We start from the raw sequence: 26,538 nt of genomic DNA, 5'->3' as shown, positions 1-26,538 counted from the left end.
ATCCAGAGGCGAAAGCCTGGTCTAGCGATCCTTTATGTCCCCTTTGCTGGGGGCTGGAGGTGACAGAAAAATTACCCCGGGAGTAATTGGCTCGTCTCCTCCGAGAGTCCTCATCGACGAGGAGGATTGGTTCTCCGTCGTCGTCCCTTCCCATCCTGGGTCCGCAGCAGGACCCAAGGGCGCGGCTGTTCGCCGATCAAAGGGGAATGCGAGATGGGTTTAGACCGTCGCGAGACAGGTCGGCCTCTACCTGCTGGGTGTGTTGGTTGCCTGAGGGGAAGGCGCCCCTAGTACGAGAGGAACGGGGTATCGTAGCCTCTAGTTTACCGGTTGTCCGACAGGGCACTGCCGGGCAGCCACGCTATCGAGGATAAGGGCTGAAAGCATCTAAGCCCGAAACCTCTCCCGAAAATAGGCAACCATTCCAGTCCACACTATTCCGGCGCTGGCGACAGCGTCGTGGGACTGTGACGAGTGCTCCCATAGAAGATGGGGTTGATGGAATCGGGGTGTACGCGTCAAGGCTTCGGCCGAGGCGTTCAGCCCGCGATCCCCAATAGCCTAAGGTGTTGGGCCCATGTGGGATCCACGTTCGGAGCGATATCAGAACGAAGCCCTCCTGCACAGCACGATATGTTCATGTTGGGAAAGGCGGCGAGCCGGTGAGCAGTTACAGGACCATGGTCGTGGTCTTGAGGAAACTCCACCCACATGGCGGAGACCGTTGTGGTCGTAAGAGATGCCAGGTGAGAGCCTGTGCGGGGGCGCAGAAACGAGACCTTGCCAGCCTGGTATGACGATGATGTGTCCTCTTCCCGGGGAGCATTGACGGACGGGTTGGATTGAGGATGAAACGGGTCCCTGCGACGGTGTGAAAGGGGCAGTAGACGCCTATGATCCTCCGCTGGAGGCGCGGGTTCCCCGATTAGACAGATGCTGCTTAAAACAGAAGGTGGGTTACAGCCGGGACGCCGCCCCCAAAAACAAGCCCTTCATCTTTTTCATTAGTTCGAGCTGTTGCTCTCTCGCCCACTCTCGGACACGGGGTGTCTGCAAAAGTTATAAGAAATTCTTTTCTAGATCCAGTTTCTGTCTGCTAGGGGTTCCGGGCTTGTTTTTGCGATACGGGCTTGTTATCAGCTTGTCCTATAGATCTCCGATCCCTGCTGTTTCCCCTAGGATTAAGCGTGGGAAGTCATGATCTAGAAATCATGGGGCTCAAATTCGAGATCAGGGCTGAAAATGGGCGAGTCTGCCTGGACAAAGCGTAAGCTGCTATCTATTCTGGGTTCAATCCGCTTCTGTTGTTTCTTGAGTTTTCGGCAATATTATGATTGGATAACTGGAGAGAGAATAGTTTGTCCTCCCCCAGCTATCCGTTCCTATCAGTCTAACAAAGTAGACGCCAGGATCGTCGTAGCCATGCATCACGTTCAGTGTACCGTTCGATCCAGTTCCGTCGCCGAAGAACCATGTGGGAACGATGGGTGGTGGAGCGCAATGGTGGATTATCGTTCCGTTCGGATAGAAGCTTGTTCCTGCTCCGCATTCAAGATCACCTTTGAAGCTGACTGACTGATCAACTGAAGAACATGGAGAAGAGATCTCCGCGCGAGCTCTTATGTAGGCATATTTTTCCGCGTGATAAAGGACGGACCTGTAGTTTATCCCATATTCCCAATGGCCACCGATGATCGAATGGCCAGTTGAATCGCTTGCACGCAGACAAACCCCGTAGATGATTGCGCCATATTCGATTGCAAGCTGGATATTCTCGCCCTTTATTCTTGTCCCGTTTGACAAGTACCACTTCACATGGATAGGCGCTGTTCCACCTGTCACCGAGGACTTGAGACTCAAGAGGCAACTTCGAAGGATCATTGCGCCCTCGCAAGTCTCCCTACCTGTAGATCGATAGTCGACGGATTGAAGCGGTGTGGCGGGTGAAGCCGTTGTGGGTAATGTTGCTTGAACAGAGGATAGCAAGACGAGACCCACGCCTATTATGAGGACTAGAGCCGAAGTGCGTATTCGCAAGGACGCTCGAATGAGATCAAAGCCTTGCAAGCTTGTTTCCACTCTATGTTGGGTATGAGCATCCACAATAAGAGCTGGCTAGGTGATCCGTTATCAATAGATATCAAGCGAAATATTTCCACGTCAAAAAGATCGACTTTCATCGTCAACATTCATGTCAAAGCCAGCTCCAAACTCTTCCGAGATAGGCTGTGCCGGCTCAAGCTAGCTAAACAAATCAGCTCCAGACCCCAGTGAAAATCCTTGAGAGAAGATTTGATGACAAGCGGCTTGGATCTACTCCGATGAAATCGTCACAAGTGCACCTACGGTGTTCCAGTTTCTTGTAGTCGCCTTGACCGACAGCACCTTTTCAATCGCGTTGTTCGAAAGTTTGGTTCGCCCGTATCCGTTCGGACAATATAGATAGATTTCTCTACCTTTTACCAGGAATCGATCGGGGAAGGCACCCAACGAGTCTAACTTCCCCACGGCTCCTTCAGCGGGTAATTCTGCTGAGAACGTGACGTGTAACTTTGAATGATCGACGCTCTTTTCGCTCAAAAAGGGATTATGGGCGGCAATTTTTTTCAACTCATTCGCAGTTCTCACGATAACAGACACCGGAAAACCAACATCGCTCAAAATCTTCTTTCTGATGATCTTGGACAAGTCGTCCGCCGATGTTTTCGCAGCTTCGAAGATCACGTTTCCACTTTGAAGATAGGATCGTACATGTCGGTATCCTAACGCTTCGAATGAAGAGCGTAGCTTTTCCATATCGACGATTTTTTGCCCGCCCACATTGATTCCGCGTAGCAATGCAACATAGGTTGCCATGGATTAGACCGAAGTCTATAACCGAAACTCGAGACTATAGAATGTGCGATCCAGTGATCAAGTAGGAGGATATGTTCTAGCCGCGGCAAATGCGTCTCCGGACTAACACGACAGCGCCTGCGAGGATGGCAGCGCCGACTCCGGCTAAATAGCCCCACAATGGGTTCTGCGTCCACCACGTCGGATTGAGGGGAGAACCGCTGGGAGGATTGGTGCCGTTGGAAGGATTGGGCGAGTTCTGGCCTGATTTCGACAGCGTAACCACGCCTGAAGGCCCCCCGGTGCTTGTCAGGCCGGCAGGGTCCTGCGCCTCCACTCTAAACATGTAACTCGAGCCTGAGCTCAGGCCTGAAACGGTGTACGCGAGGACGTTGCCTGGGACAGTAGCGGTGACGGTTGCGTTCTTGATGATCAGATACTTACTCACCAAAGTATCGTCGGTAGCACTACTCCACTGAAGTGAAACACTAGATGAGTTCACCTTCGTCAAGGTGAGCGTACTCCCGTTTGGCCATTCTGGCGGTTTCCCGTCTTGGGTGATATCACCATAGAACTTGATCAACGGGTAATTGTCAGAAAGAGGGCTCTGGCTTCTGTAGTGGTAGGGGAGAGAGAACTCGACTATTCCACGGTACAGTGTATCCCCGATACCGTCCGGTTGCCCACAAATATTCTGGTTCGCGCCGCTGCAATTGTCCGATCCTATGTAGTCAGACCAATAGTTCCCGCCAGAAGGGTATCCATTGTCCCATGCAAGAACGATTCCCGGTACGTGATCTGCTTGGTCTTCAATGTTGTAAATGAAATTGTTGTGATACACGATCGTGTTGTACACATAGGATGTGCCTACAGTGTAATCGAAGTCTCGGAAGCTTATCCCAGCAACGTTGTACGTCAAAGTGTTATCGGTGACGTTAAGACCATTACCCCCTAGGATAGATATCCCAATCAAGTTCCCCGAGATCCAGTTCCGCTCAATCAAGCCATTCACGAAGTTAGCAAGGGTCAACCCATCTCCACGATTATCCTGAACGCGATTTTGCGACACGACAGGATTGACAGCATTATCCAACCGAGCCCCCGTAAAATTGTTAGAGGCAAAAAGATTGCTAACTATCGTCGTGTTTGCTGAGTTGTCCACGAAGAGCCCATTCTGACTCTGCGAAACAACGCAATGTGCGAGGGTGAGATCCGTTGACCGAAGAACCCTTAATGCATCGCATCTGTTTGTTGCAAAATCACTTTCCGAAACGTTCACTGCTGCGGATTCGACTACCATTAGACCGTCACAGTTGTCGTTGATATGGCTGCGAACGAGCCTCGCTTGGCTAACGTAGGCTAACAGGAGCCCGACACCGGCCTTGCCGACAGTTGTCACGTTTGATACATCAACCATAGAACAGCTGGCAATGATCAGTTGACCAACGGTCTTGTTGGCCAGTTTGAGACCAGCACACCGACTGTAGTACAGTACAGGCTCTCCGTTGACAAGATTGTTTGCTTGAATGGAGTGCGAGTCGAAATAGGATGGATAGTCATAAGGGGGCGTGGGAGCCTCCATTCGGATCCCAGCTCCGGTCATGATGTTGCCCGAGAGCGTGGTCGAATTTGCGCCAATTCGAATACTCGTGCTCGTCGTCTCCAGAACGTTATCACTAATCCCAATCTTCGAACCTCCAACCACTATGCCCTCAGTGGTATCGAAAACGCTATTCCCGCTAATCGTTGCGCCGACGGCGTACACGTCGATGCCCAAATACGATAAGTTGCGGCCTAGAATTGTGTTTCCTGATACTCTCATGCCTGCTGGGCCGTGGGACGAGAAGATCGAGATTCCTCCGTCGATGACCAAATTATTCGATATTACAAGATTGGTGCTAAACGGGCCTGGATCAGGGTCCGCTACTGATATGCCCCCATATGATACAGTATTCCCTGACACCGTGACATCTTGGGACCCCTCAACTCTAACACCCTGAACAGTCCCGTTCAATTTCGAGGTTAGAACGGATCCGTGGTTCGCGTTGATGAGATAGACTCCACCAGACCCCAGCGTCAGAATGTTCTGCACGATGAAGAACTCAGTAGTATGCTGAATCTTGACCGCTGCCTGGCCCTGTGCAGCTGCTATCGACCAGCCTTCAATAAGGTACGGATTCTGCGCAGTTCCACCGCCGGAAACCACACCATTTGACCCAACGACAAGGCCAGAATTTCCGTCAATCAGAATTGGCACATGAGGCTTGGTGGAGAATGTGGCTGAAGCAAGCCGGACCTGGAAGCCCCCCGATATCGCAACAAGAACGAGCAGTGCCATTAGCCCTAGGAAGCGTCCCCCAACGTTCAGCCTCAAGTTTGGTGAGAACAGCCTGCGATAACCGGACAGTGAAGGCCCACTCGATTGGTAGAGTCATTCGAAGTCATAAGCGTTGGGGATAGCCGCGAATACAAACAGACGGTTGACCATACGATTCCCAGCTCGCCAAGGGAAAGCCGTGAAAGAACACTAGACAAGCTAGCTTGCCGGCACTGTGTCAGTTAGGTTCTCAGATATGTTACGCTTGAATCTTGGATAGAACCGAGCTAGTAGAATGCCATAGACGAGGTAGGCTACTAGTCCTATTACGGTAGAAATGACGTCATACAAGGCGCCAAACTCGGAACCGAGACTTGTCACGCTGAGCACTATCCATAGTGCGATACCAAATACTATTCCTCGAGTTCGGAGGCTGCGGTTTTTCAAGTATCGATCATGTACTAGCGAGAAGATGAGTCCCAGAATTGCGCCGCCAATGACTCCGGAAAGAAACACGTCGACAGCGATCACGTAGATTGTAGCTGCCTCTAAACTTCCAATCGGGCTTGTTGGCGCGAAAACCGTTCCCTCAAGGGTTCTTCCGATAACGTCATAGTTTTCAACAAGGAAAAAGTCGCCAACGGCGGCAATTCCTCCTGCCACCAATCCCGCAACGATGCCAGCCCTAGCTGCCTCGAATCCCGAAATCACCAGAACTATTCCAATTGCAGCCAATACAGCGCCAGGAGTGAGGCTGTTCACCGCGAAAAAGATCACTGACAGCCCAGTCAGATTTATTCCGAGGTAGACGAGCCGCTCGTTCCAGCTCGTATGAATAATATCCTTCGCGACAATCTTCCGATACCTAACAAGAGTCGTTGCTAGAATGATGAAGCCGATTACACCGACGAAAAAATCCGTAGTAAGACTAGACTGGTAATCGCCGAATGTTAAGAGAAGTCCTATTTCGTCTCCGATGAGACCCGCGCCGAGACCGAAGATTATCGCGTATGTTCTGACTAGCCTTGGTCGATTGAAGGCGATGCCAAGCCAACCGGATAGAGTGACCATTCCCAGTCCGTACCAGAAATGATGAAAGTGGATTCCTCCTTTTACAACGACTACGTTGGGGTTCTGTATTGCGAAGGCCCGAGCGGCAAAGAAACCTGTCATGAAAGCAACGGTTCCGACGAAGGTGAGACCGCGGCGATTGATGCTCAGCGGAGCAAGAACGGACAGTCTTCGCCTTACGAAACTCATGTGGAGCCGCCCCCTCATGCTACGAACCTGCGACTGGATATTTATTGAGAAGGCCCCAATGAGCATGACAACGATTTGGGCACGCGTTCCGAGTCGGACATCCTAGGTCAAATGGAATATCTGGATTTGTGGTGGGGCCTGAATCGGTTCCGAGTAGAAAGGATGAGGAGGAACGTGTTTCTTCCGGGCCAATAGAATACCCAACACTAGGACGAGCGTAAAGAGAAACGCGGCGACCATTGTGAGAACCAGTATCTCCAGATTTTTTCGATTAAGCGATTCTTGTTGCATTTGTATTTGCTCTGCGTAAGGATAGACGGACGAATACGGGACCCCCAAGGGCAGCGAGAGGTCCGTTGTTGGATGTCCCTGGCCGTTGAGCGTTGAAGAACTTGCGAGCCAATCGTAGACATAGGCCAAAGCGTAGAAGTCAAGAGTAGACGGCGCTTCAAGCGAGTTCACGGGATTCCCGGCTGTTTGCCCATATGACAGGAACATGAGCTCAAAGGTTCCGTCGTCTGTCCGAGAAAGTGTTGCATGGCCGAGACCAAGCGCGTGGCCGAACTCATGGCTGGCGATATTGATCATGTCCGTATCAGTCAACTGTGTAGTGTTACTCGGGTCGTAAGCGGCGAGCGTCGTTGTTGTTGGTGCCAAGAAGACTCTCGAGTTCTGAATCCTGAGAGAGGTTAGCCCTAATCCCGCGGATTGAGGCCCGAAGGATTCGACGAATTGAACCTGAATATCGGGGCTACCGCACAGGGATTCATTGATGCCTGAAATGCAGGTGACGAAGTTGAGTTTGCGAAGATAATTTGAACCGTAACTATCCGTGTAAGCAGCGATGGACATGGTCCATCGACTAATTGCTCGACTAACATCCAGTGTGTATGAAGACCTGAACCAAGCCGCGCTCGATGAGGGAATAATCACCGTGGTGATTGTTGGGTCTACCCACGTGCCGCCCTCGGTCGGGATACTGCCTCTAGAAGCCGCGTGAGCGTCTAACGCTGAGCCGAGGGAGATTGTTGGGATCAGAAGGATTATGAGAAGAAGGAGTTTCCTCAAATGCAAAGGCTTCTTTTCCGACCGCGGTTGGCACAAAGAGGTGCCTGCTTGAAGGGTTTTTCCTACGAGAATATTCGCAAGCGTTCTTTGCGTATGGAAAGCCCAGAAACGCGAAAAAAGCACGATTGCTATCTGTGGATGTTCTAGCATTTCAGGTAGGTTCAACCGAACGATTGTCGGGTTATTCGTCTCAAACTGAACAACGGGCTTATCTACAGCCCGACTAGAAGACACTATACGGATACCCACGTGATGTAATGTCGGACAAGCGTTTTGTCCAAGGTTCCGGTATCAACGCTTTCAACGGAAACGAGCTGATAGTAAAGGGAGCGCTTGAGAGCAAAGTCGGCTTGATGGCCGGCTATCCTGGCTCGCCCGTCGCAGAAGTTTTCACGATTCTAGAAGAGAACGCGGAGATTCTCAGAGAGTGTGGATTATGGGGAGAAATGTCGAATGACGAGTCCCAGGGTGCTGCCGCACTCAACGGCGCGTTGGATGTGGGTGTTAATGCGGTTGCCGTGATGAAGAGTGTTGGGCTCAACGTTGCTGCTGACCCGATCAACATCATCAATTACGCTGACAAACTCGGCTTGAGTGGAAAGAGAGGAGGGGCCCTCATTGTCTGTGGTGACGATCCGCATGCCTCTAGCACTCAGGTGGCCGGTGATAGTCGCCAGCTTATGGAGCATCTCAAGATGGCGATTATCGAGCCGAGCACTCCGCAAGAGGTCAAGGACTGGATTGGAGAAGGACTTAGACTCTCCCAGTATTCGAACTTAGTAGTAGGTTATCTTATTACAACTTATCTGGCTGAGGGCGGAGGCAGCGTTACTCTTTCAGAAAATCAGCCCTCGGAAATTACGTTCAAGAATCCGATTACCCTCGACATTTCAAAGGTCGATATCAAACGCAGAGTTAGCATACCCCCCAACACTTGGGACTTGGAGAAGGAAATTGTTAGAGATAGATTCCCGAAGGTGCATGAGTACGTTAGGGATCATAAGTTGGACAAGATTTTCTATGATGATGGTCGGAAGCACCGGATCGGATTCATCGCGGCGGGCATATCCTACAGTTACTTGGAACAAGCTCTCTGGGAGCTGGGACTGGATGAGCAATTTCCGATTCTGAAACCTGCGGTTACCTATCCTCTTGAGCCCGAGATCGTTGGCGAGCTGTCAAAGAAGGTCGAGAACATTATTGTTGTTGAAGAGAAGAGTCCAGCAATAGAGAACCAGGTCAAAACGATCTTGGATGACTTGGTGCAGGAGGGAAGGCTCTCTAGCATGCCAAAAGTCTGGGGCAAGTTCTTTCCTCAAGGCGATGGATTCCCGGAAGAGAGCGGGCTAACGCCATCAAACCTCATTGAGAAAATTGGAAACTTGCTCTTGGAGCTTGGCGATCCTGCTGTCAAGATTGACCAGAAGAAAATTCACAGCGAGCTTGATCTTCTCGCTGAAATCAAAGCATACGGGCTTCTCGTGCCACCCCGATCCCCCGGATTTTGCGCTGGTTGCCCCCACAGGGAAACTCTCAGTGCGGTTCATTCTCTAAGAGATACACCTGAGCACAAAGACATCTTCGCGCATGGCGACATTGGTTGCTACTCAATGTCGTTCCTTCCACCTTTCGGTGAAATGCACAACCTGACGGCGATGTCGCTGGGCGGTGCTGCCGGAGCCGGAATGGACCCGTTTGTGACGAACAAACAGTACGCGCTGATGGGAGATTCGACTTTCTTCTGGAGAGGAATGACCGCAATATCGAACTCGATCAAGGAGGGACAAGATATCCTCTATCTCATTCTCGACAACAAGAACACGGCAATGACTGGCCACCAGCCTACTCCCGAGACCGGACACAATCTGATGGGCGACAAGACCACTCCTCAGGACATTGAGAGTATTGTTCGCGCGATGGGGCAGGGGCAGATCTACGTGAAGAAGATGCCCCCCTCCAACCGGGAGAAGTACATGAAAGAACTGGACAAGGTTTTCGAAAAGCCAGGTGTCAAAGTTATCATAGCCGACAAGGAGTGCGGCATTACTTTTCACAAGAGAAAACGATCAGAGAGAAATAGGATCATCGAGAGACAGGGGTTCGTCAAGAAAGAAACATTCGTCAACATCTCCCAGGAAGTCTGCGAGAACTGTCGTGAGTGCACCAAAAACACAGGCTGCCCAGGACTGACAATTATCGACACTGATTATGGGGAGAAGATCGGCATTGACCAGTCGATTTGCGTGTCCGATACTTACTGCACTAAGGTCATGGCGTGCCCATCCTTCGAGAAGGTAATCGTCACAAGAAACAAACCGCCGAAATCGAGGGTCAAGAAGATACCGCTCGACAACATTCCGACGCCTGCTTCCCATCGATTCAACGATACTTGGAAGATTTTCATCAGCGGGGTTGGTGGAATGGGTGTGGGAGTAATGTCCTCAGTTCTAGCTCGGGCTGGAACCAAGGAAGGATATCACGTCCGGTTTAACGACAAGAAAGGTCTCGCAATCAGAAACGGAGCAGTCTCGGCACACGTTCTATACTCTAATGGGAGAGCAAAGATCTCAACAATCGTCCCTAACGGAAAAGCCGACCTCTTGATGGGCGTTGACATGCTCGAAGCCGAGAGAAGTCTGGTATACGCTAGCCAGGTCCACACGACGGCAGTGGTGAATACCACCGTCGTCCCGACCATTCCGATGCTGGCGGGGATGATGAATTATCCTCCGGATGCGGAGGAGAATATTCGAAGACACACGAATTCTGATGAGTATTTCGGCGGAAGAATCAGCGAGATCTCCGAGCTATACTTTGGAAGCAAGCTGTTCACCAACATTATGCTTCTCGGCGCGGCCTTTCAGAAAGGCCTGATACCCGTTAGCGAACAGAACATTGTTGACGCCATAATGGAAACCGTCCCGGCCAGCCAGAGAGCGAGGAACATGGAGGCCTTTCGCTTGGGCCGGAAGATGGTGGTAGAACCGCAGCTTCTCGAGTTCAAGAATATCGTGGCTGATGAGAGGATCCTCACATTATTCGGGGCAAAGGAAAGCTACCAGTCCATTCTTGATATGAAAGCCAAGCAGCTCTCCCATTCCTACTGGATGTTCTGGCGTGGAAAGAAGATCGCAGACGAATACCGACGGCTAGTAATGAGCACGGTTGGTACGATGAGGCTGGACGAAGATGCTAACAGAGCGATCGCTAGGAGGATATATGACCTCATAATGTGGGGAGACCTTCCTTACGCCGAGAAGTACGTGGACAAGGTTCTAGAGGTGTTCAGGAACGATAGGGAGGACAAGGGCTACGCGGCAACGAGGACGGTTATGCTGGACTTGCACAAGGTTATGGCGATCAAGGACGAGATATACACTCCACACCTGCTAACCGACACTGAGAAGCTCGACCGGGACAAGGTACGATACAATATTGATGACGAGAATGGTGACAAGATAACCTACGAACACATCAACAGACCCGAATTCGAGGTCTTCGGCAAACAGGTCCGATTCGACCTACCGCAATGGCTGGCCCACAACTGGCTGATGAAGATCTTCAAGCACATGAAATGGACTAGGACCATCCTTGACAGTTGGGGATGGCACAAGAAAGAACGCGCGTTCCGCGAGTGGTACAAAGACGACGTCATAGGGTTCTATCTGAAGACTGCACCTTCAAACTATGAACTGGCTCTCAGAGCGTTGAGGGTGATCAACGACCCCTACAGACCAAACGAGTTCGCTGTAACAGGATTCCGCGAGGTCATCTATCCAAAGATGGAGAAGGCGAGACGAGATTTTGAACAGCTTGTTGAGCCGGGACAACAGCTTCCTGTCATCCCGATGATGACATAATCGCCTGATCTTTAGTCTACCCGTCAAGTTTTATCCGAGCAATATTTCGGAATGGATATTTCGAGATCCACCTGATTCTGCTCATCATGATCGATTGAGAGAGTATCGGTTATATCACGCGGGATGCGTCTAGCTAGAACTGACCGATAGCGTTTGAGTTCAGAGATCGTCCATCCGATCAACCCCCTCAACGAGGTACTAGCCAGGCGGCAGTACTACCAGGGGTCTCTCTACGCATCGGCGATCAGAGATCCACGTTTTTCCTCCGGGTTCGGGATGTACCCCCCTCCTACTCCAAAGCTGCCGAAGACAGGGGGCTCGATAGCCTGGATACTGCTCAAGTTCGGATTCGTAGGCGGATTAGGAATATTCCTAAACCAGTATGTTCTCCTTGTCTTAACCGGGTTTTTTGGGCTTTACTATCTAATCGGTGCTGTCCTCAGTAGCCAAGCAGCAGTTCTCGTCAACTTTGTCCTAAACAACTTTCTCGTGTTTAGATCGAGAGAGACCGCCGGGGGTTTCGTCCGGAAAGCGCTGCTCTTCAACGCGGTTTCGTCTTCTGATCTGATCGTCAGAATTCCCCTACTCTTCGGTCTTACAACTGCCCTCGGAATCCCCTATCTATGGTCCAACCTTGCGAGCATATTCTTGACTTTCGGAGGAAGATTCTTGGTAAGCGAGAAGAAGATTTGGGCCAAACATGTTGGCCCAAAAAGCCCAGCGTTACGCTAGATCACGAGCGATGTTCTAATATCGCCTGACAAATGTTTCGACTGGATGGACCAGCTCCAGAACAGGCTGAAGCTCGAGTTGGAACAGCTCTCCAGGCGGAGTTCTCGAGAATCCATCTTCTCCCTTCCGAACGAGGTCGTCAACAAGCGCAACTCGTTTCTTGATGTAATCGCTCTCATCCGCAGCGGGCAGTGGGCCAAAGACTTGGGGTGATGCAAGTCGGACTGCGGCGTACATTGACCAAGCAAGGTCGCGGATCTCCCACTGAGCGTCGGGGGCGCAGCGGAGGTTGAAGAAGTGGATGAGTTGGCGTGGGCTCATGCTCATGACGATGTTCGTGGTCGCCGCGTTCGGCCGGAGATAACGACTGTCCTCTGCTTTGATGCCTTTGGCGACAAATCCTTCTTCGGCTTGACGTGTCAAATCCATAACATCCGTAAAGTTCAGTTCCAGCACGTGTCCGTGAATCTGAACCGGTACCTTGAGGTCTTCTGGAACTCCGGGCGGTTTTAAGAAGCCGTAGCTACGTGTGACTTTCACGTACCGCTGACTGTTTCCACACCATACAGGTTTTCCCTTCCTTCTGACGTAAATGATGTGGTTCGGTACCTCAATACACCATACTATTCCACGGTACTGGATAACCTCATGGTGGCTTGAAGTTGTACCATTAAGGCGGATCAACGGGGTGGTTCTATTTTGAATAATGCTGACTATGTAGAACCCCAACCGATTCCGTCGTCTGGGGCCTACGTAGGAAATATTCGCGGCATGTCCAAGCTTGAAGGCTAATTCTTGAACATCGTCTGCCAAGCGCATTGAGGTAGTATAGTATCTTGTCCATCCGCTCTTCTGGTCGACTGAGCCATCTCCCTCGATGAGCGCTTTGAATAATAGACGAAGGTCTCTTGGGTTTCGGTTCAATGCCCAGCGGGGAATGAACTTTTGGTGTGCTTTGCCAAGGGGCTTAAGGAACTCTAGAAGTGACTTGTCCTCGATACGCCATCTCATGCAGCCATATTTGTCGATCGACCGATAAGCACTGAAGGGTAGACGCTTGATACAGGACTCGATGTTCTCCGATGTGCTACCGGTCTTTTGAGCAATCTCGATAATATGCCTCGTCCAGCTTCGTTGAGGCGACTCACAAACGCATCCTTCTGATATGAAGTAGCCTAGAAACTCTAGAAAATTCTGATAATCAATCGTGATGTCCTGTCGTAGGTAGGTTGACTGTCCTGAAGCAAATTGCTTCGCAATTGTCGCACCAGGAATGGTTAGGTCCGACTCGTCCTCTCCCCCGTGCCACACTCCGTCCTTCTTGAACTCAATTTGCCCGTGAGGAATCCGGGAGACCGTCGAGGCTTCGAGGAGTTCCCAACGGGTGCGTCCATAGATTTTTACAAATAGTCTGTGATTAGGCGTTACACACAAGTCGACTTGTTTCGCCTGAAAATGATCCATAGGGCCTTCGTAAGAATAGAAAAACAACGATGTGGGAAGATGGTACTCGATCTCGAACGTTTTCGGGTTGAGTGTAGCTACCGCAAGGTCAAGGCTCAGTTCATGATGGTGTTTCCAACCGACTGCCGTAAGTATCTCCGTTTCGGGGTCGTAGCACTGTTGTGAGAAGGATGCGATTCGGTGTCTGACGATCTGGTGGCTTGCGGCTCTGCTAATCCCTTGAAGGTCGAACGTGAAGCTTCCGTGACGAAGCATGCTGTCCTTGCTCATCTTCACTCCCGCCTCCTCCAAGTTCGCGTTGAGTTCGGGATAGTTGGTGTAGCTGAACAGGATTGCTTTGCTTGGCATCCAATCTAGCTCTTGGTGATTGGTATTGCGAGGGCTGAGGCGATTATGGGAGCGGCCTCGCTTAGAGTCTCGACTAGGTCTTTCGTCAACGGGAGATGGTTTGTGCTTCGGGCTAGTTCGACTAGCACTCGCAGGTTTGTTGTGATGAGCCATCTCTTCTCGTCGATCTGGCTTGTCTCAAAGAATTTGGAAGATTCCATGAGGGAGAGGATCTCCTTCTCGTCCGCCTCCGCCAGCCACGTTATGCTGTTGTGCTCGAGAATGTCGTAGTGTCCCAGCTCGAGGGCACGCTTCAACAATCCGCCAATTCTCTCTGCATCAAAGATTTTCTCCCCGTCTAGAACCTTGTCTTGTGAGGTGTGGGTGAACAGCTCGTAGCCTGGGTGCGGAGAGTAGCATGATCGCATTGCGGCGGCGCAGACCCTTTCGAGGTCAGGCTCATAGCCAACAAGGCGAACACGCATGACGAGAAATCCTTCCGAAGAACTGGTGTTCGGCTTCAATAAAAGCGCTTGTAATCCGGACTGTTCCAAGGGCGAAAATCTCACCTGAAGCATATCTTTGTGACTCTCTGGAGGTTTTGGAAGAGACAGTATCCTTAGCTACGCGCTTTGTCCATAGCCGGGACATACGCTAGGGAGACGGTAGGTCAATGGCCGAAGATGAAGAGTCCGACAGCGAAGCGAGACAGGAACGTGAACAGGACCCTCCGGATGATGCCAGAATAGAGCCTTTCCTGGATATGCGGGATCCTACTTTTCGTCGAATTCTTCGGTCCGCGACGAGCAAGTTCAACCAGATGATATGCCCGCTAATGGCTTCCGTCTGTGTACGGGACTTGTGCATGTTCTGGAATGACCACTCAAAATCATGCTACATTGTTGATACATTGAAGATGAACATCTACCATACAGTCTGCCCGAAGTGCGGGTCTACCAATATCGAAATGTCCGCGAGAGAACAGCGATCCGGAAAGGCGAAACTGTACCGTTGCGACACCTGCGGCAACGAATGGGGAGCAGTACACTAAGCCCAGCTGTCTTACTCACATCCTCGACATTAGCCAAAGACCCTCCAGTTATTATACGAATGAAGAACAGCGGAAGCCAGTCAAATCCTAGGCCATGAGAAGAGCGCGCGAAACATGACTGACATGCTAAAGGGAAGCCAGGTGCTCCAGAAGACCTACACCTACATTGAGAACGTGACGAAGGAATCTCGCAAGGCGTTGATGGAGAACTTCAGCCAGAAGCACAAAGGCATCAGTATGAACTCGGCACCTGACACTCTCCGCCAGAGTGTGTTGGACTGGTTTCCTCGTCGAGATCCGATGCTAAAACTCACTCACGAGAAGACAAGCCCGGGAAAGCCAGGTGAGGTTCGGATGGACTTTCGCGGAGAAACGAAGGCTGTGAAGTTCAAGGTTCACCTTCACGCGGTATTCGCGGTCAGTGGCCAATCGCCTGATTCACCGGCGTTTCTGAAAGAAGTCAACCTCTCGGTCGACCCTAGAGAATTCTCTATGTAGAGCCGAGACTCAATGAGTCTCGTCAGCACATTCACTCTATCCAGTCTAGAGCTGACCAGATTTTTCATTGCCATGGTTCTCATACTCTTCACCGCTCATTCTTTCGGCTTCCTACTCTATGAAGCCAAGCTTCCACGCGTAATCGGAGAAATCTTCGGTGGACTAGTTCTCGGCCCAACCTTTCTCGGGTATGTTGCACCTGATGCTGAGAACTGGATCTTCGGCGCGTTCCCCTCGGAAGGCCAGCTGATTTCCGTAATCTCCTACATCGGGCTGGTTCTTTTGATGTTCATATCTGGTTTCGAGATCCAGAGAGCCTTCTCGAAAGAGGATCACAAGATCGCTACCTCGTTCTTGATTGGTGCTACTGTTGTTCCGTTCATTATTGGAATGCTTATTCCCTTCGTCTACAACTTCTCGCCGTACACGGGGCCAAACGGGAACATGCTCTCGCTGGCCATAATCGTCGGCATCGGGGTCTCCGTCACGTCAATCCCGGTGATCTCGAAAATCTTCATTGATCTGAAGATCATGGACACGCGATTTGCCAAGATCGTTCTGGCGATTGCCACAGTCGAGGATATCATCCAGTTCGGGGCGCTGGCTATCGCCACAAGTGTTGGGGCTTCCGCCTCTGCATCACTATCCCTGATTGGCTACACTGCTTTTGTAACTGTCGCGTTTTTCGGAGGGGCTCTGCTGGGTCTACCCAGACTGATCCGCTACACGATAAGGTCCAGGTTTGACGTTCTGATCAAATATCACCCGTCAAGGTATGCCCTGTTTCTCTGCTTCTCAATGGTGGCATTGGCGAGCCTTCTCAACGTGAACATTGTCTTCGGCGCGTTTCTAGCCGGAATAGCAATTGGAATGATGCCCGAGGAAGTCTTCGCGCTCGCGAAATCTCAGGTCAAATCAATATCCTTAGCCGTTTTCACACCCGTTTATTTTGCCGTTGTCGGATTGAAGCTTGATCTAGTTCACTCATTCGATATTCTCTTCTTTCTGGGATTCATGCTGTTCTCTACCGCACTCAAAGGTGGAGGGGCGTTAGCGGTGGGAAGGCTGATCAAACAGAAGAGGCTGCCGAGCCTCAACCTTGCTATAGCTCTCAATGCAAGAGGCGGGCCAGGAATCGTTCTCGCAACCGTCGCCTTCGACCTTGGTCTAATTTCGGAAACATTCTTCGTTGTACTCGTTCTGACGGCGATCGTTACCTCGTTGATTGCAGGATTCTGGCTGAGGTACGTGAAGAAGAAGGGGTGGGAATTGCTCTAGATTGGGCCCCTATCTTTTAGCCTGAGTCTCCTCTAGTTCTTGGGCTGGACGTTGACAAAAGACTCCGGATCCGAAGCTTTTGCAATAATGAATTACGAGAGGGGTAGACAGCTTGAGCAGACTGAGACCGGTCTGGCGCTAATCATTTTCGGAATATTGTTCTCTCCGATCCCGGTAGTAGGCCCTGTAGGGGGTCTAATCGCTCTCGTCGGAATCATGCTGACGATCATGGGGCGTGAGTCCTATGGCAAAGCTCAAGCTAAGAGCGTGGTAATTGGAGCAGCCCTTTTTGTCGCCGGTGTCTTTCTGACCTTTGTCGAATCAGTTGTCTATACCCTGTTCTTCCTTTCTGTTCCCGGGAGCATCTTTTCTCTCATATGGGCTCCTGACGATGCTCTGACGAAAGCTCTCGTTCCCTATTTGACAACGTTCTTCGCAATCGGGGCTGCGGGTACGATCCTGACGAGTATAGCGCTCATGTTCTTCATCTTTTTTCTACAAAAGATGCCGGGACGACTACTAACGCTAGCGGCGGCCGCTGCTGGAGTTGCGATGAGCGTTCTGGTTTTCTCACTACTAACTTATGACATAACGATTAATTTTCCTGGCCAACACGATTCGTTGTTGATAGCATATCGAGAGGGGTCGGATCAATATGTCGCTCAAGCCTTTGAGTTTCAAGCTCTGATCGTAGGTCTCCTCGGATTCGTTCCAGCGATAATTTACGCGGCGATATACTACAGACTCTATTCCAACCTCAACTAGTCTTATGCCAAAAACAGCGCTTGGAATAACCTCCGAAAGACACTTCAGCCTGTCTGAGGACATTTTGAGTGGTAAGTCTTGAAAGAGGTCTCGTCTGAGATAGTGATTGAGGCCCCTGCGGAACGGGTCTGGGAGGTATTGACAGATTTTGCCAAGTTCCCAGAATGGAACCCGTTCATCAAACAGATGGCAGGGGAGCCAAGGATAGGGGCGAAGCTTGAGGTTCGGCTTGAGCCTCCTGGAGGAAGAGCGATGAGCTTCAAGCCGAAGATGGTCAATGTGGAGACGAATCGTGAGATGTGTTGGCTCGGAAAACTCTGGATTCCGGGCTTGTTTAATGGTGAACACTGCTTTACGATTGAGGCATTAGATGAGAAGGGAATCCGTTTTGTTCAGCATGAAAGGTTTACAGGATTGCTGGTTCCATTCATGGCGAAAAGCCTCGACAGAGACACAAAAAAGGGATTTGAAGCGATGAATCGTGCTCTGAAGGAGCGAGCCGAGAAAACCTATTGATTGCCGACAGATTCTTTTAGGAAAAGATTCAGCAGATGGTTTGGCAATAGAAGTTGAACAACATTTCTATTCGACCCATTCAGTTGGTCTACGTGACACCGTTAAGGAAACTTAGGGATGAAGTTTCGAGTCGTTGACTTAGGCAGAGACTGGAAAGGTCCTCAGCCGATACCAAACCTAGCCGAAGCGCGGAATACCTTTCTTACAGATTTGAAAGACGACGAGTATGTCTTGTTCATAGACAGTGATGAAGAAGCGCCTAGAATGCTTCTGGACTACATTTCTAGACTAAAGCCCCAGTATCCCTACTACGCTATCAGAAGACTCGAGATGTTCAACAATCGAGTAATACCTAGGTTCAATCCCTCCTTCAAAGGATGCTTGCTGTCCAACAAAGTGAAATATGCAGGGCACCCTCACGAGCTTGTCTACCCTAGGAAACCAGTTGGCTGGATTGACGTACCGATGATCCACAACCATGTGGGTAAAAGCAGCTACGTTCAGCCTGATTGGTACACAACCAGACTCTTTCGATTCCTTCAGATACTCTTCAAGCTAAGAGACATCGCAATAGGCTATGACAAGTATGCAACCAGCGTCTAACTAAGCCCGAACTCACTTACCTTTGCATTTCTTGCGAGAGCTCGAATCGATACAGCATGGGTGATCTCGCGCTTTGAAACAGCGCGCCAGGGAGGGAGCTTAGCCTTTCGCTTTCCCTGTTCTTTCGGGAGTTAGGCTTACGCCGATTCGGACGCCTTTGCCCTCGTAGCTTTGGCATTCACAATCGGATTGGCCAGTGCAAACTTCCCATTGGCCGTGGTCGCGGAGAAGAACGTGAATTGGGTAGTCTCTTCTTTCAGATTGCGGGGATTCGTTGCCGCAGGAGTCGCAACGGATTTCCAGGGTACTAATGAATGACTTGCCGTGATGGTGTCCCGGCGAAATCTCATCCGAGCCAAATGCCCCATAAGTTCTTCCGAAATTGTGGCCTGTAGCATTGTAGTGCTGCTTTCGCACCCGTTCGACGAAAACTACCAATCCCTTGAATTTGCCAAAGTCTTCACCGAACTGTTCGGGGAGCTTCTCCAGCACTGACTTGTTGGTGGTGGACTGGTTCTTGGTCTCAGGGACCCGAATTTGGTTGGCCTGTTCAGCTAGATGGTAGACCTTGTCTGTCAGATCCCTAGCTCTATCCGAGGGACCATTTACTGTCGCTTCTCTAAGGAGCTGGTGAAGCTGGATTTCTAGATCTCTCAGCGTCTGCTGGAACTCAAGGAACTCTTTCGTTCTCAACTCCGATGGCATAAGTTCAGGAGTAAGGAATCAGAAAGTTAGAGATGTTGTTACCCGAGAACCACGCAGCGCCGAAGACAGGCATGCCCTCAAGCGTTTCCTCTTCTTTGGATCTCGAGCTTGTCAGTATTCTTTGTCGATGGGTTTCGATAAGAAATTAAGTCTGCTTGAGGAAACAATGAAGCAATGAGAGATAGTCTCAGGAGCTAGAGACCCTTGCAATTTGCGAAATCCGGAATCGACACGCCGTTGAAGGTCTCCTCAATATTTGGGGTCATCATCGGAGCATTGCTACTTTCCAGTCTCGCTACCGTCGTCCCTACCTTGAGTCTGCTGCCTGTGGACCACAGCTCACCTTTTCCACTTTCCCTTATCGAGTTACTGAGCATTATGGACGCGGTATTCGTAATCTTGGGCGGTCTAGTTGTCCTATCTGCTCGTGTGGACATTGAACGTAGGGGAGTGCTTGCCTTCTTTGTATTCGTCGCCTCCTTATTTGCAATGTTTGGGTCGCTGGGCTTTCTCAGTTTCTTACTAAGACCCCAATAGGCTTAGGTCAGAAAGGTCTCAACACGAAGATGGATCTAGCCTGAGATCTGTGGGATCTTCACAGTTTCCTCTTCTTCCTCTTCCAGACGTGTCTTGATCCGTTTCAGCCGGAAGAAATCCTCTCTCGCTCTCTCTTGGAGACTCAATTCTATGTAGTGAATTGTATTCTCGATTCGTGGGATGACGATATTTTCCAGGCTGCTGACTCGTCTTTTGGTGGCGGAGATGGCTTCGGCTAATCTGCGAATGGCGGCTTCCGCCGCTGAGAGTTCAACCACGTTCTTGACTGCCTCAGTCATTAGTGCGACGGCCTCGTCGAGCTTGGCACTGCTTCCAATCATTGAATAAGGAAATCCTTCTAGTGCCTTCAGTTTCACAGATACGTGGGGTATAGAGACACCGATGACGTTTCGAGTCGACGCGTCGACATCAAACCGGTCCTGGCTTGTTAGCGATGTCTCTTCCACCCTTGTGAAGCCCATGAGCATCTGAGCCTCTGTGAACTTCTCGTAAGCTTGGAACAATAAATCCTGCGTCTTCTGACGGAGGGCTGTAATCTCCCGCGCGAACTGGAAAAACTCGATCATCAATGCATCAAGTTTCTCCCGCAACAAGTCTCCGCCTCGCTGAGCTATGCGTCGTCGTCGCCGGAGGGCGATGAGCTCCATCCGGGTTGGACGAGCACCCGCGACAGTCTCTGACACTATGCTGTCTTCCCGCGATATTTCGGATGATACTTCTTGATCGTAGCAGGGTCGATACGTTTCAGCTCGCTTTCAGGGAGAACGCTGAGCAGGTTCCAACCGAGATCAAGGGTTGCGTCGATGTCTCGGTTTTCGTAGAGTCCTTGGTTGATGAACTTCCTCTCGAAATTCTCCGCGAACCCGAGGTAGAGCTTGTCTCGAGCAGAGAGCGCTTCCTCACCGATGACGGCGACTAGGTCACGGAAGCTTCGTCCCTCCGCATAAGCGTAGTAAAGTTGGTCTGAGACTTCCCGATGATCTTCTCTTGTGCGGCCCCTGCCGATTCCCTCCTTCATCAATCGTGACAGGGATGGTGCGGGGTCGATTGGTGGATAGATTCCTTTCCGGTGTAGTCCTCGATCGATGTAGATCTGGCCTTCAGTGATGTAGCCAGTGAGATCCGGGATTGGATGGGTAACATCGTCTCCGGGCATGGTGAGAATCGGCATCTGGGTGATTGACCCCTTACTCCCATGCAGTCTTCCCGCCCGTTCATAGATCGTAGAAAGATCCGTGTTGTGGAGGAGGAGGAGACCGCAGGCGTCTACAAAGTTGTCGGATCCTTCCACGTCGATGTCGTAAACCCATTCCTCTGTGGATTCAACCTGCTCTATTGCTTTGATTTTCACGCAGTCAGTGTCGTTTAACGAGGCCGTTTGGCTTCTTACGTAAGTAGAGAGGTAGACTTGGTGGGCTTTTCCTCCAACTCCTGCAGGTGTGAGTGAGGGTGACCGGTCGGGGTAGAGCGTACGACACAAGAAGACGAGATCGTCACGGAGTCCAGGGCTAATAGTGGTCATGCAGTATTGTTTTGTCTTATATCGTTCGTTCTGCGAAAATCCGTCTCCGTCATAGTATGCTTTGAAGAACGCACCTCGGATTGGCCTAGGTGCGGATAGTATGGCGCTGGGTATTCGTTTGTGGGAAGCTCGGTGACCGCATCCTAGAGAGGCGTTGAGAAAGTCGTACACGTGTTTGCGTTGAGTTCCAACCCTCCACGTTCCGGACCTCTTATCACCCATGTGAATCGTAGGGGGGGCTCTTCCAAAGACGCTCGTGTAGCATTCAGCTGCATCATTGATGAAATCGGTAGAATTGTTGCTAATGAGAACCTGGTGTTGCCAAGTGCTGTGCTTGCGATTGTACCATCGAGAGGAGTGCCCTTCGGAAACATAGTAGCCGAGGTATCTAGCAAGTTCAGGAGTCAGGGCGATCTGTCGATGGAACCGTTTCTTAACGCTTGGAATCTCTACGGTTTCCTTAGAAACCCAGTCTTCCGGGATTTTGGAAACATGTGCGATTGAGTCGCCAACTCCAAGCTGTCCGGCTTCCACGGCTGATAGTTGCCCGTCGTTTGCACTGAAGACGCTGTGGTTAGGGGTTACGATTGTTTCTCCGAGTTGTGTCTTGATGCGGGTAAGCTGACCCTTGTAGGGATGCCGAACGATATGTCTGATCGGGTGGAACCCGCTCTTACCGTCGTTCGTCGTGGAGAGCGCGTACCAACCATCTATGTTCTTTCTTTCTACGACCCCATCGTTTTCGATGGGACCTTCAATCATCTGAAAGAATTCACTGAGAGAAACGATTCTGACTGATCCCTCAGGGTCTCGAAGAACAACTCTACGGCTGCCATCGACGCTGTACATGTAGCCGGGGTATCCTCGGCGTCCGGGGACCTCTTCTCGCGCTGCAGAGATTTCTCGAAGAGCTTCTGCATAGTTTGTCATGTCGGTGAGTATGACGAGAACATGGGTTCCGAGTTTGACTGCGAAGTATTCGGCTGCTGTCAGGGCGAGTCTTGGGGTTAGAATTCGTTCTATGGCGGGGTCGTCTGCGAGGTTAACGAACATTGTTACATGGTCGAAGGCTCCTTGTTTCTCGAAGTCGTCTCTGAAGAAGCGGGCTTCGTCGGCGGTGATGCCCATGGCTGCAAAGACTGTGGTGAATGGCTCATCGGTTCCGCGGACCTTGGCTTGCCGCGCGATCTGAGCTGCAATCTGGTTGTGGGGCAGTCCGGACGCGGAGAATAGCGGGAGTTTCTGGCCCCGGACGAGAGTGTTCATTCCGTCGATGGCCGACACGCCTGTTTGGATGAACTCGCGGGGGTATTCGCGGGCGAAGGGGTTGATGGGACTGCCGTTTACATCAAGATAATCATCAGGGATAATTCTCGGGCCGCCGTCAGTTGGTCGGCCGCTTCCATCGAAGATTCGCCCGAGCATGTCCTGGGAGACTGGAAGCTTGACTGTTTCCCCTGTGAACCGGATGCTGGTTGATGCTATGTCGAGTCCGCTGGTTCCCTCGAAGACCTGAACAACCGCGACTCCACCGCCGATTTCTAGGACTTGGCCCCTTCTCTCCTCGCCACTCGGGGTCCTGATCTTCGCTAGCTCGCCGTATCCTACCCCTCGGACTGATTCGACGAAGATTAGGGGTCCTGATATTTCTCGGACGGTTTTGTATTCGAGGCCGGTGAGTGAGACCATGTGTTATTTCGCCTTGACAGCGGGTGTTGTCAGCATCTTGAATTCCTGATCGAGACGCTCGTTCAGGGATTGTGCGTAGTCGGTGAATTTGTCTGCCGGGGTGAGTCTCATCCGACTGATGTCGTTCTTGACTGGCAGCTCGAGAACTTTCTGGAGCGGTATGTTTTCGTCGACTGCCTTCTGCATCAAGTTGTAGTAGTGTAAGATCAACCGAATCATGTTGTAGGTTTTGGTCTTGTCGCAGTAGCTGTCGGCGGGGTTGTAGGATTGCTGCATGAGGAAGTCCTCCTTGATCATCTTGGCAGCTTCCAGAATGACCCGTTGCCCCTCGGAGAGGGCGTCGGGACCGACAAGCATGACTATCTCACGTAGCTCCTCGTCGCGCTGGAGAAGATACATGGCTACTTTTCTGAGGTCGACCCATTCGGGTCCGACTTCTTTCGGATACCATGTTTCGAGGGTGTCGAGGTAGAGAGAGTAGCTTGTCAGCCAGTTTATGGCGGGGAAGTGGCGTCGCTTGGCAAGTTCGGAGTCGAGGGCCCAGAAGACCTTGACGATACGAAGAGTGTTCTGAGTGATCGGTTCGGAAAAGTCGCCCCCTGGAGGGGAGACCGCTCCGATGACGCTAATGGAGCCTACTTTGGATTCCGAGCCCAAGACTTCCAGTCGTCCGGATCGCTCGTAGAAATCCGCAAGGCGTGATGCGAGGTAGGCTGGGTATCCTTCTTCGCCCGGCATCTCTTCTAGACGTCCTGAGATTTCTCTGAGAGCTTCTGCCCATCTGCTCGTGGAATCCGCCATTAGCGCCGTGTCGTAGCCCATATCTCGGAAATACTCGGCGATTGTGATGCCGGTGTAGACGCTTGCTTCTCTGGCAGCGATTGGCATGTTGGAGGTGTTCGCGACTAGAGTCGTCCGGTTCATCAGGGGCTGTTGTGTGCGCGGGTCAAGGAGGGTTGGAAATGTTTCGAGAACTTCAGCCATCTCGTTCCCTCGTTCTCCACAGCCGACGTAGACAATGACCTGGGCGTCTGCGAATTTTGCCAATGCCTGCTGAAGCACCGTATTGTGACAGACCATGGGTCCCCATCCAGCGATGAAATTCTCGTAACCTGGGACCGTGATATCGTAGACTTCAGAAGTGGTCGTGATTTGTCGAATGTTGGAGATCTCGTCGAAGAAAGAGAAGTTGGACAGCTCGGAGAGTTTCTCCAACTTCTTCAGCGCTGTATTGTCGTTCGAGCCCGGGGGGGACTTGTCTTTGATTGCGGATATGAGACGTCTGATAACCGTAATGCCCGGTTTCTCTCCATGTGTTGTGTAATTGTACATGTTGAAACCGGATTTTCGCAAGCTCTTTCTCGAGGTCTTACCAAGGGCCGCGGCTTCAGAGAGGACCGATGAATCGATGGGAACAACGTCTACAGCGCTGTGCACTCGCTTCTCAAGTTTCAGAAAACGATCTACCTTCTTGATGTAAGGATACGGGAGTTGTTTCGGCAGAAATTCGTAAAATTCCGAGATCGCCCGGCGCCCTTCAATTGCCATGCGATGGTAAATGTGTCCGCCAATCTCTCTGTGCCTGGTTCTATGGAGGACTCCCAACCGTGCCAGCAGATAGGAGAGTCCTAACGCCATCTCTTCGCTTGCAGTTGTGATCTCTAGAGTGCGGTTGCTGAATGATCCGTCGCCAGCGACGTAGCCTGCGAAGAATCCCCCGATCACTTTGTCCGGGGACATTGAGACAAGGTCTGGAACTTTCAGCGTGCGAGATTTCCTCTTCTTGGGAAAACCGACGCCAACAAGAAGATGGACCAGTGCTCTGCTGTCGATTCTCTCCAACAGTCCTCCACTGTGTGTCCCGCGATGAGGTGTCAAACCGAACAGTCTGTTTGCGAGCTGAGAGAATCTGCGGAGTACCCGCTCGTCGTTATTGAACAGGATAACGCTTCCGCGTCCCCGGAGCATGCCATCGGAGAGGATTAGCCCGAGAAACTCTGCCAGTTCAAGCGTCATTTCCTTCGGGAGTATTATGCTCCAGCCCTGTCGTTGAGCTCTGACCGACGCAACAGGAATCCTCTTGCCTGTGACCTGCGCGAGGCGCCTCAGAAAGCCGAGTGTAGGCCTCGCTTTCCTACTCCAATAGTTCAGGAGACTCTTGTAGCTCACAACTAGGTTCCTCGCAAGGACCTTGAGAGTAATGTCCACCTTCAGGCTCTCTATTGTTGCGATCATCGTTTCGATGGCTTTGGGATCGTCGACTCTGATGTCGTCGGGTAGGAGTTTGTAGGGGTCGATGGATTTCAGGTCTAGATTGAGCGCGATCTTTCTCGGTGTTAGAAGGTACGCACCGGGTTGGAGCAGTTTGGCAGACGTTTCCTCTATTGTGCCGTCGCGGCGCAGCTGCTGAAGCTTGTGAACGGGAGTGACTCTGACCCTACGCCCACTTCGGGTCTCAATTTCGAGAAGCTCATTGCTAGATCCTTTGTAGCCCATTGAGGCCTCGGCGTTTGTGAACTCGGGATTGGAGAGCGATACAACTCTGGGAGGGTTAGAGTAGGAATAGAGAGTCTCATCTCCATTGTCATCGATGGCCCGGGAGTTTCCCTTATCATGTACAAGTTCTCGAATTCTTCTTATCCTGCCATCCGCAAGCAGAACAGGAGTTTCTCCGTCGAGGCACTTGCCGCTTCCGAAGGGTCCGGGGACGGCGGCTGTTCCTCCTTTTGCGACGGGGAAGAAGAAGTCGATGATTCGTTGGCCGGTGATGAGTGGGATTTCGCTTGGGAGTTTGCGTTTGAAGGGCCTGGCGATTCGTACGGGCCAGGTGTGCATCATGAACAATGAGATGGGTCCGGTCTTGGTTTCCATCTCACCGATAGGCTCGGTGATAGTGTAGTCGCCCTCAGGAACGATTGAAGTGATTTTTCCGGACTGGTTGGGAGGGACCATTATCCGTTGCGTAATCAGAGTGGTCTCTTTGACTGTCCCGAGAACATCACCGCCGGAAACTTCCACTCCCCTATCTGCGGTGGGAACGAAATGCCATTTCTTGGATCGATCGATGGCGGCGGGGGCTAGTCCTCTCTTGATGAAGGGTCCGGTCTTTTCGAAGAGAACTGTTAGGGGCCGTTGAATGCCGTCGTAGATCTGGCCCAAGATTCCGGGGCCGAGTTCTACTGAAAGTGGTTTGCCAGTTCTCTCGACTTTTTCGCCAGGTCGGAGGCCGGCGGTTTCCTCGTAGACTTGGACTGTCGCGTTTTCGCCGTCTATCTTGATAATCTCGCCGATGAGCCCTTGGTCGCCGACACGGACGACTTCGTACATTTGGGCGCCGAGCATTCCTTCGGCGACGATGACGGGGCCTGCGACCCGTGCGACCTTTCCAGGCTTGAAGTCAGGCATGAAATGTGACCTTGTAAGTGATGGAGGGTCGAGTTTCTGGCCGGTTGTCATTAAAACCTTCCTCGTTACACCAACGGTTACGCCA

General features: G+C 51.3%; 19 protein-coding genes, 1 rRNA gene, 1 other RNA gene and 4 pseudogenes. 11 read left to right on the top strand and 14 right to left on the bottom strand.

The window, feature by feature from the left end:
• Together VGS11_04130 and rnpB are read left to right on the top strand one after the other, a co-directional pair.
• Window positions 1-577 (top strand): 23S ribosomal RNA (locus VGS11_04130); the annotation flags it as partial.
• A gap of 77 nt (window positions 578-654) precedes the next feature.
• Window positions 655-972, top strand: an RNA gene (gene rnpB / locus VGS11_04125) — RNase P RNA component.
• A gap of 318 nt (window positions 973-1,290) precedes the next feature.
• Here the strand turns inward: rnpB and VGS11_04120 are convergent.
• From VGS11_04120 to VGS11_04100, 5 genes are all read right to left on the bottom strand, one after another.
• Window positions 1,291-2,037, bottom strand: coding sequence for a PKD domain-containing protein (locus VGS11_04120; protein ID HEV2119281.1), 747 nt, complete (start codon window positions 2,035-2,037; stop codon window positions 1,291-1,293).
• Window positions 2,038-2,313: 276 nt separating this feature from the next.
• Window positions 2,314-2,856 carry a DUF1697 domain-containing protein gene (locus VGS11_04115; protein HEV2119280.1) on the bottom strand — a complete coding sequence of 181 codons (543 nt, stop codon included), beginning with the start codon at window positions 2,854-2,856 and terminating at the stop codon, window positions 2,314-2,316.
• A gap of 76 nt (window positions 2,857-2,932) precedes the next feature.
• On the bottom strand, window positions 2,933-5,209 hold the full coding sequence (locus VGS11_04110; protein HEV2119279.1) for a NosD domain-containing protein: 2,277 nt from the start codon (window positions 5,207-5,209) through the stop codon (window positions 2,933-2,935).
• A 162-nt stretch (window positions 5,210-5,371) separates the two neighbouring features.
• A complete protein-coding gene (locus tag VGS11_04105) occupies window positions 5,372-6,412 on the bottom strand; it encodes a DUF6789 family protein (GenBank protein HEV2119278.1) in 1,041 nt (346 codons plus the stop codon).
• 102 nt (window positions 6,413-6,514) lie between these two features.
• Complete coding sequence (locus VGS11_04100) at window positions 6,515-7,714, bottom strand: hypothetical protein (protein HEV2119277.1); 1,200 nt, start codon at window positions 7,712-7,714, stop codon at window positions 6,515-6,517.
• 23 nt (window positions 7,715-7,737) lie between these two features.
• Here VGS11_04100 and VGS11_04095 point away from each other — a divergent pair, with 23 nt between their 5' ends.
• Window positions 7,738-11,340: a 2-oxoacid:acceptor oxidoreductase family protein gene (locus VGS11_04095; protein HEV2119276.1), complete on the top strand. Its 3,603-nt coding sequence runs from the start codon at window positions 7,738-7,740 to the stop codon at window positions 11,338-11,340.
• Between the two features lie 153 nt (window positions 11,341-11,493).
• Window positions 11,494-12,072: a GtrA family protein gene (locus tag VGS11_04090; protein ID HEV2119275.1), complete on the top strand. Its 579-nt coding sequence runs from the start codon at window positions 11,494-11,496 to the stop codon at window positions 12,070-12,072.
• Between the two features lie 15 nt (window positions 12,073-12,087).
• Here VGS11_04090 and VGS11_04085 read toward each other — a convergent pair whose 3' ends face one another.
• The 3 genes and pseudogenes from VGS11_04085 to VGS11_04075 all read right to left on the bottom strand — a co-directional run bounded on the left by VGS11_04085 (window position 12,088) and on the right by VGS11_04075 (window position 14,348).
• Entirely contained in the window at window positions 12,088-13,083 is a 996-nt protein-coding gene (locus VGS11_04085; GenBank protein ID HEV2119274.1) for an FAD-dependent thymidylate synthase, read from the bottom strand.
• A 609-nt stretch (window positions 13,084-13,692) separates the two neighbouring features.
• Window positions 13,693-13,884: pseudogene (locus VGS11_04080) on the bottom strand (FAD-dependent thymidylate synthase).
• Between the two features lie 5 nt (window positions 13,885-13,889).
• Window positions 13,890-14,348 (bottom strand): FAD-dependent thymidylate synthase, encoded by a 459-nt coding sequence (locus VGS11_04075; GenBank protein ID HEV2119273.1) that lies wholly within the window; start codon window positions 14,346-14,348, stop codon window positions 13,890-13,892.
• A gap of 188 nt (window positions 14,349-14,536) precedes the next feature.
• Here VGS11_04075 and VGS11_04070 point away from each other — a divergent pair, with 188 nt between their 5' ends.
• The 6 genes from VGS11_04070 to VGS11_04045 all read left to right on the top strand — a co-directional run bounded on the left by VGS11_04070 (window position 14,537) and on the right by VGS11_04045 (window position 18,574).
• Window positions 14,537-14,914 (top strand): hypothetical protein, encoded by a 378-nt coding sequence (locus VGS11_04070; GenBank protein HEV2119272.1) that lies wholly within the window; start codon window positions 14,537-14,539, stop codon window positions 14,912-14,914.
• Between the two features lie 114 nt (window positions 14,915-15,028).
• A complete protein-coding gene (locus VGS11_04065; protein ID HEV2119271.1) occupies window positions 15,029-15,412 on the top strand; it encodes a hypothetical protein in 384 nt (127 codons plus the stop codon).
• A gap of 12 nt (window positions 15,413-15,424) precedes the next feature.
• A complete protein-coding gene (locus VGS11_04060; GenBank protein ID HEV2119270.1) occupies window positions 15,425-16,690 on the top strand; it encodes a cation:proton antiporter in 1,266 nt (421 codons plus the stop codon).
• Between the two features lie 51 nt (window positions 16,691-16,741).
• The gene (locus VGS11_04055; GenBank protein ID HEV2119269.1) at window positions 16,742-17,455 is read left to right on the top strand and encodes a hypothetical protein; all 714 of its coding nucleotides are present in this window, start codon (window positions 16,742-16,744) and stop codon (window positions 17,453-17,455) included.
• A 78-nt stretch (window positions 17,456-17,533) separates the two neighbouring features.
• A complete protein-coding gene (locus tag VGS11_04050; protein ID HEV2119268.1) occupies window positions 17,534-17,971 on the top strand; it encodes an SRPBCC domain-containing protein in 438 nt (145 codons plus the stop codon).
• Between the two features lie 117 nt (window positions 17,972-18,088).
• Window positions 18,089-18,574 (top strand): hypothetical protein, encoded by a 486-nt coding sequence (locus VGS11_04045; GenBank protein ID HEV2119267.1) that lies wholly within the window; start codon window positions 18,089-18,091, stop codon window positions 18,572-18,574.
• Window positions 18,575-18,673: 99 nt separating this feature from the next.
• On the opposite strand, the gene VGS11_04040 is transcribed toward VGS11_04045, so the two are convergent.
• Entirely contained in the window at window positions 18,674-19,279 is a 606-nt protein-coding gene (locus VGS11_04040) for a hypothetical protein (GenBank protein HEV2119266.1), read from the bottom strand.
• Window positions 19,280-19,483: 204 nt separating this feature from the next.
• On the opposite strand from VGS11_04040, the gene VGS11_04035 reads away from it, so the two are divergent.
• Window positions 19,484-19,816, top strand: a complete 333-nt coding sequence (locus VGS11_04035; GenBank protein ID HEV2119265.1) for a hypothetical protein — start codon at window positions 19,484-19,486, stop codon at window positions 19,814-19,816.
• 35 nt (window positions 19,817-19,851) lie between these two features.
• Here the strand turns inward: VGS11_04035 and VGS11_04030 are convergent, their stop codons facing one another.
• The 5 genes and pseudogenes from VGS11_04030 to VGS11_04010 form a co-directional block, all read right to left on the bottom strand.
• On the bottom strand, window positions 19,852-20,520 hold the full coding sequence (locus VGS11_04030) for a V-type ATP synthase subunit D (protein HEV2119264.1): 669 nt from the start codon (window positions 20,518-20,520) through the stop codon (window positions 19,852-19,854).
• Window positions 20,520-21,074: pseudogene (locus VGS11_04025) on the bottom strand (V-type ATP synthase subunit B). The gene VGS11_04030 and the pseudogene VGS11_04025 overlap by 1 nt, the downstream one beginning before the upstream one ends.
• 12 nt (window positions 21,075-21,086) lie before the next feature.
• Window positions 21,087-22,121 (bottom strand): annotated as a pseudogene (locus VGS11_04020) (hypothetical protein).
• Window positions 22,122-22,199: 78 nt separating this feature from the next.
• Window positions 22,200-23,048, bottom strand: a pseudogene (locus VGS11_04015) (V-type ATP synthase subunit B).
• Between the two features lie 3 nt (window positions 23,049-23,051).
• Window positions 23,052-26,504: a V-type ATP synthase subunit A gene (locus tag VGS11_04010; GenBank protein HEV2119263.1), complete on the bottom strand. Its 3,453-nt coding sequence runs from the start codon at window positions 26,502-26,504 to the stop codon at window positions 23,052-23,054.
• Window positions 26,505-26,538 lie beyond the last annotated feature (34 nt).

This window comes from Candidatus Bathyarchaeia archaeon (assembly GCA_035935655.1).
GTDB lineage: Archaea > Thermoproteota > Bathyarchaeia > 40CM-2-53-6 > 40CM-2-53-6 > 40CM-2-53-6.
The sequence above is the reverse complement of the archived record's forward strand: the minus strand, read 5'-3'. Positions and strand labels throughout refer to the sequence as shown.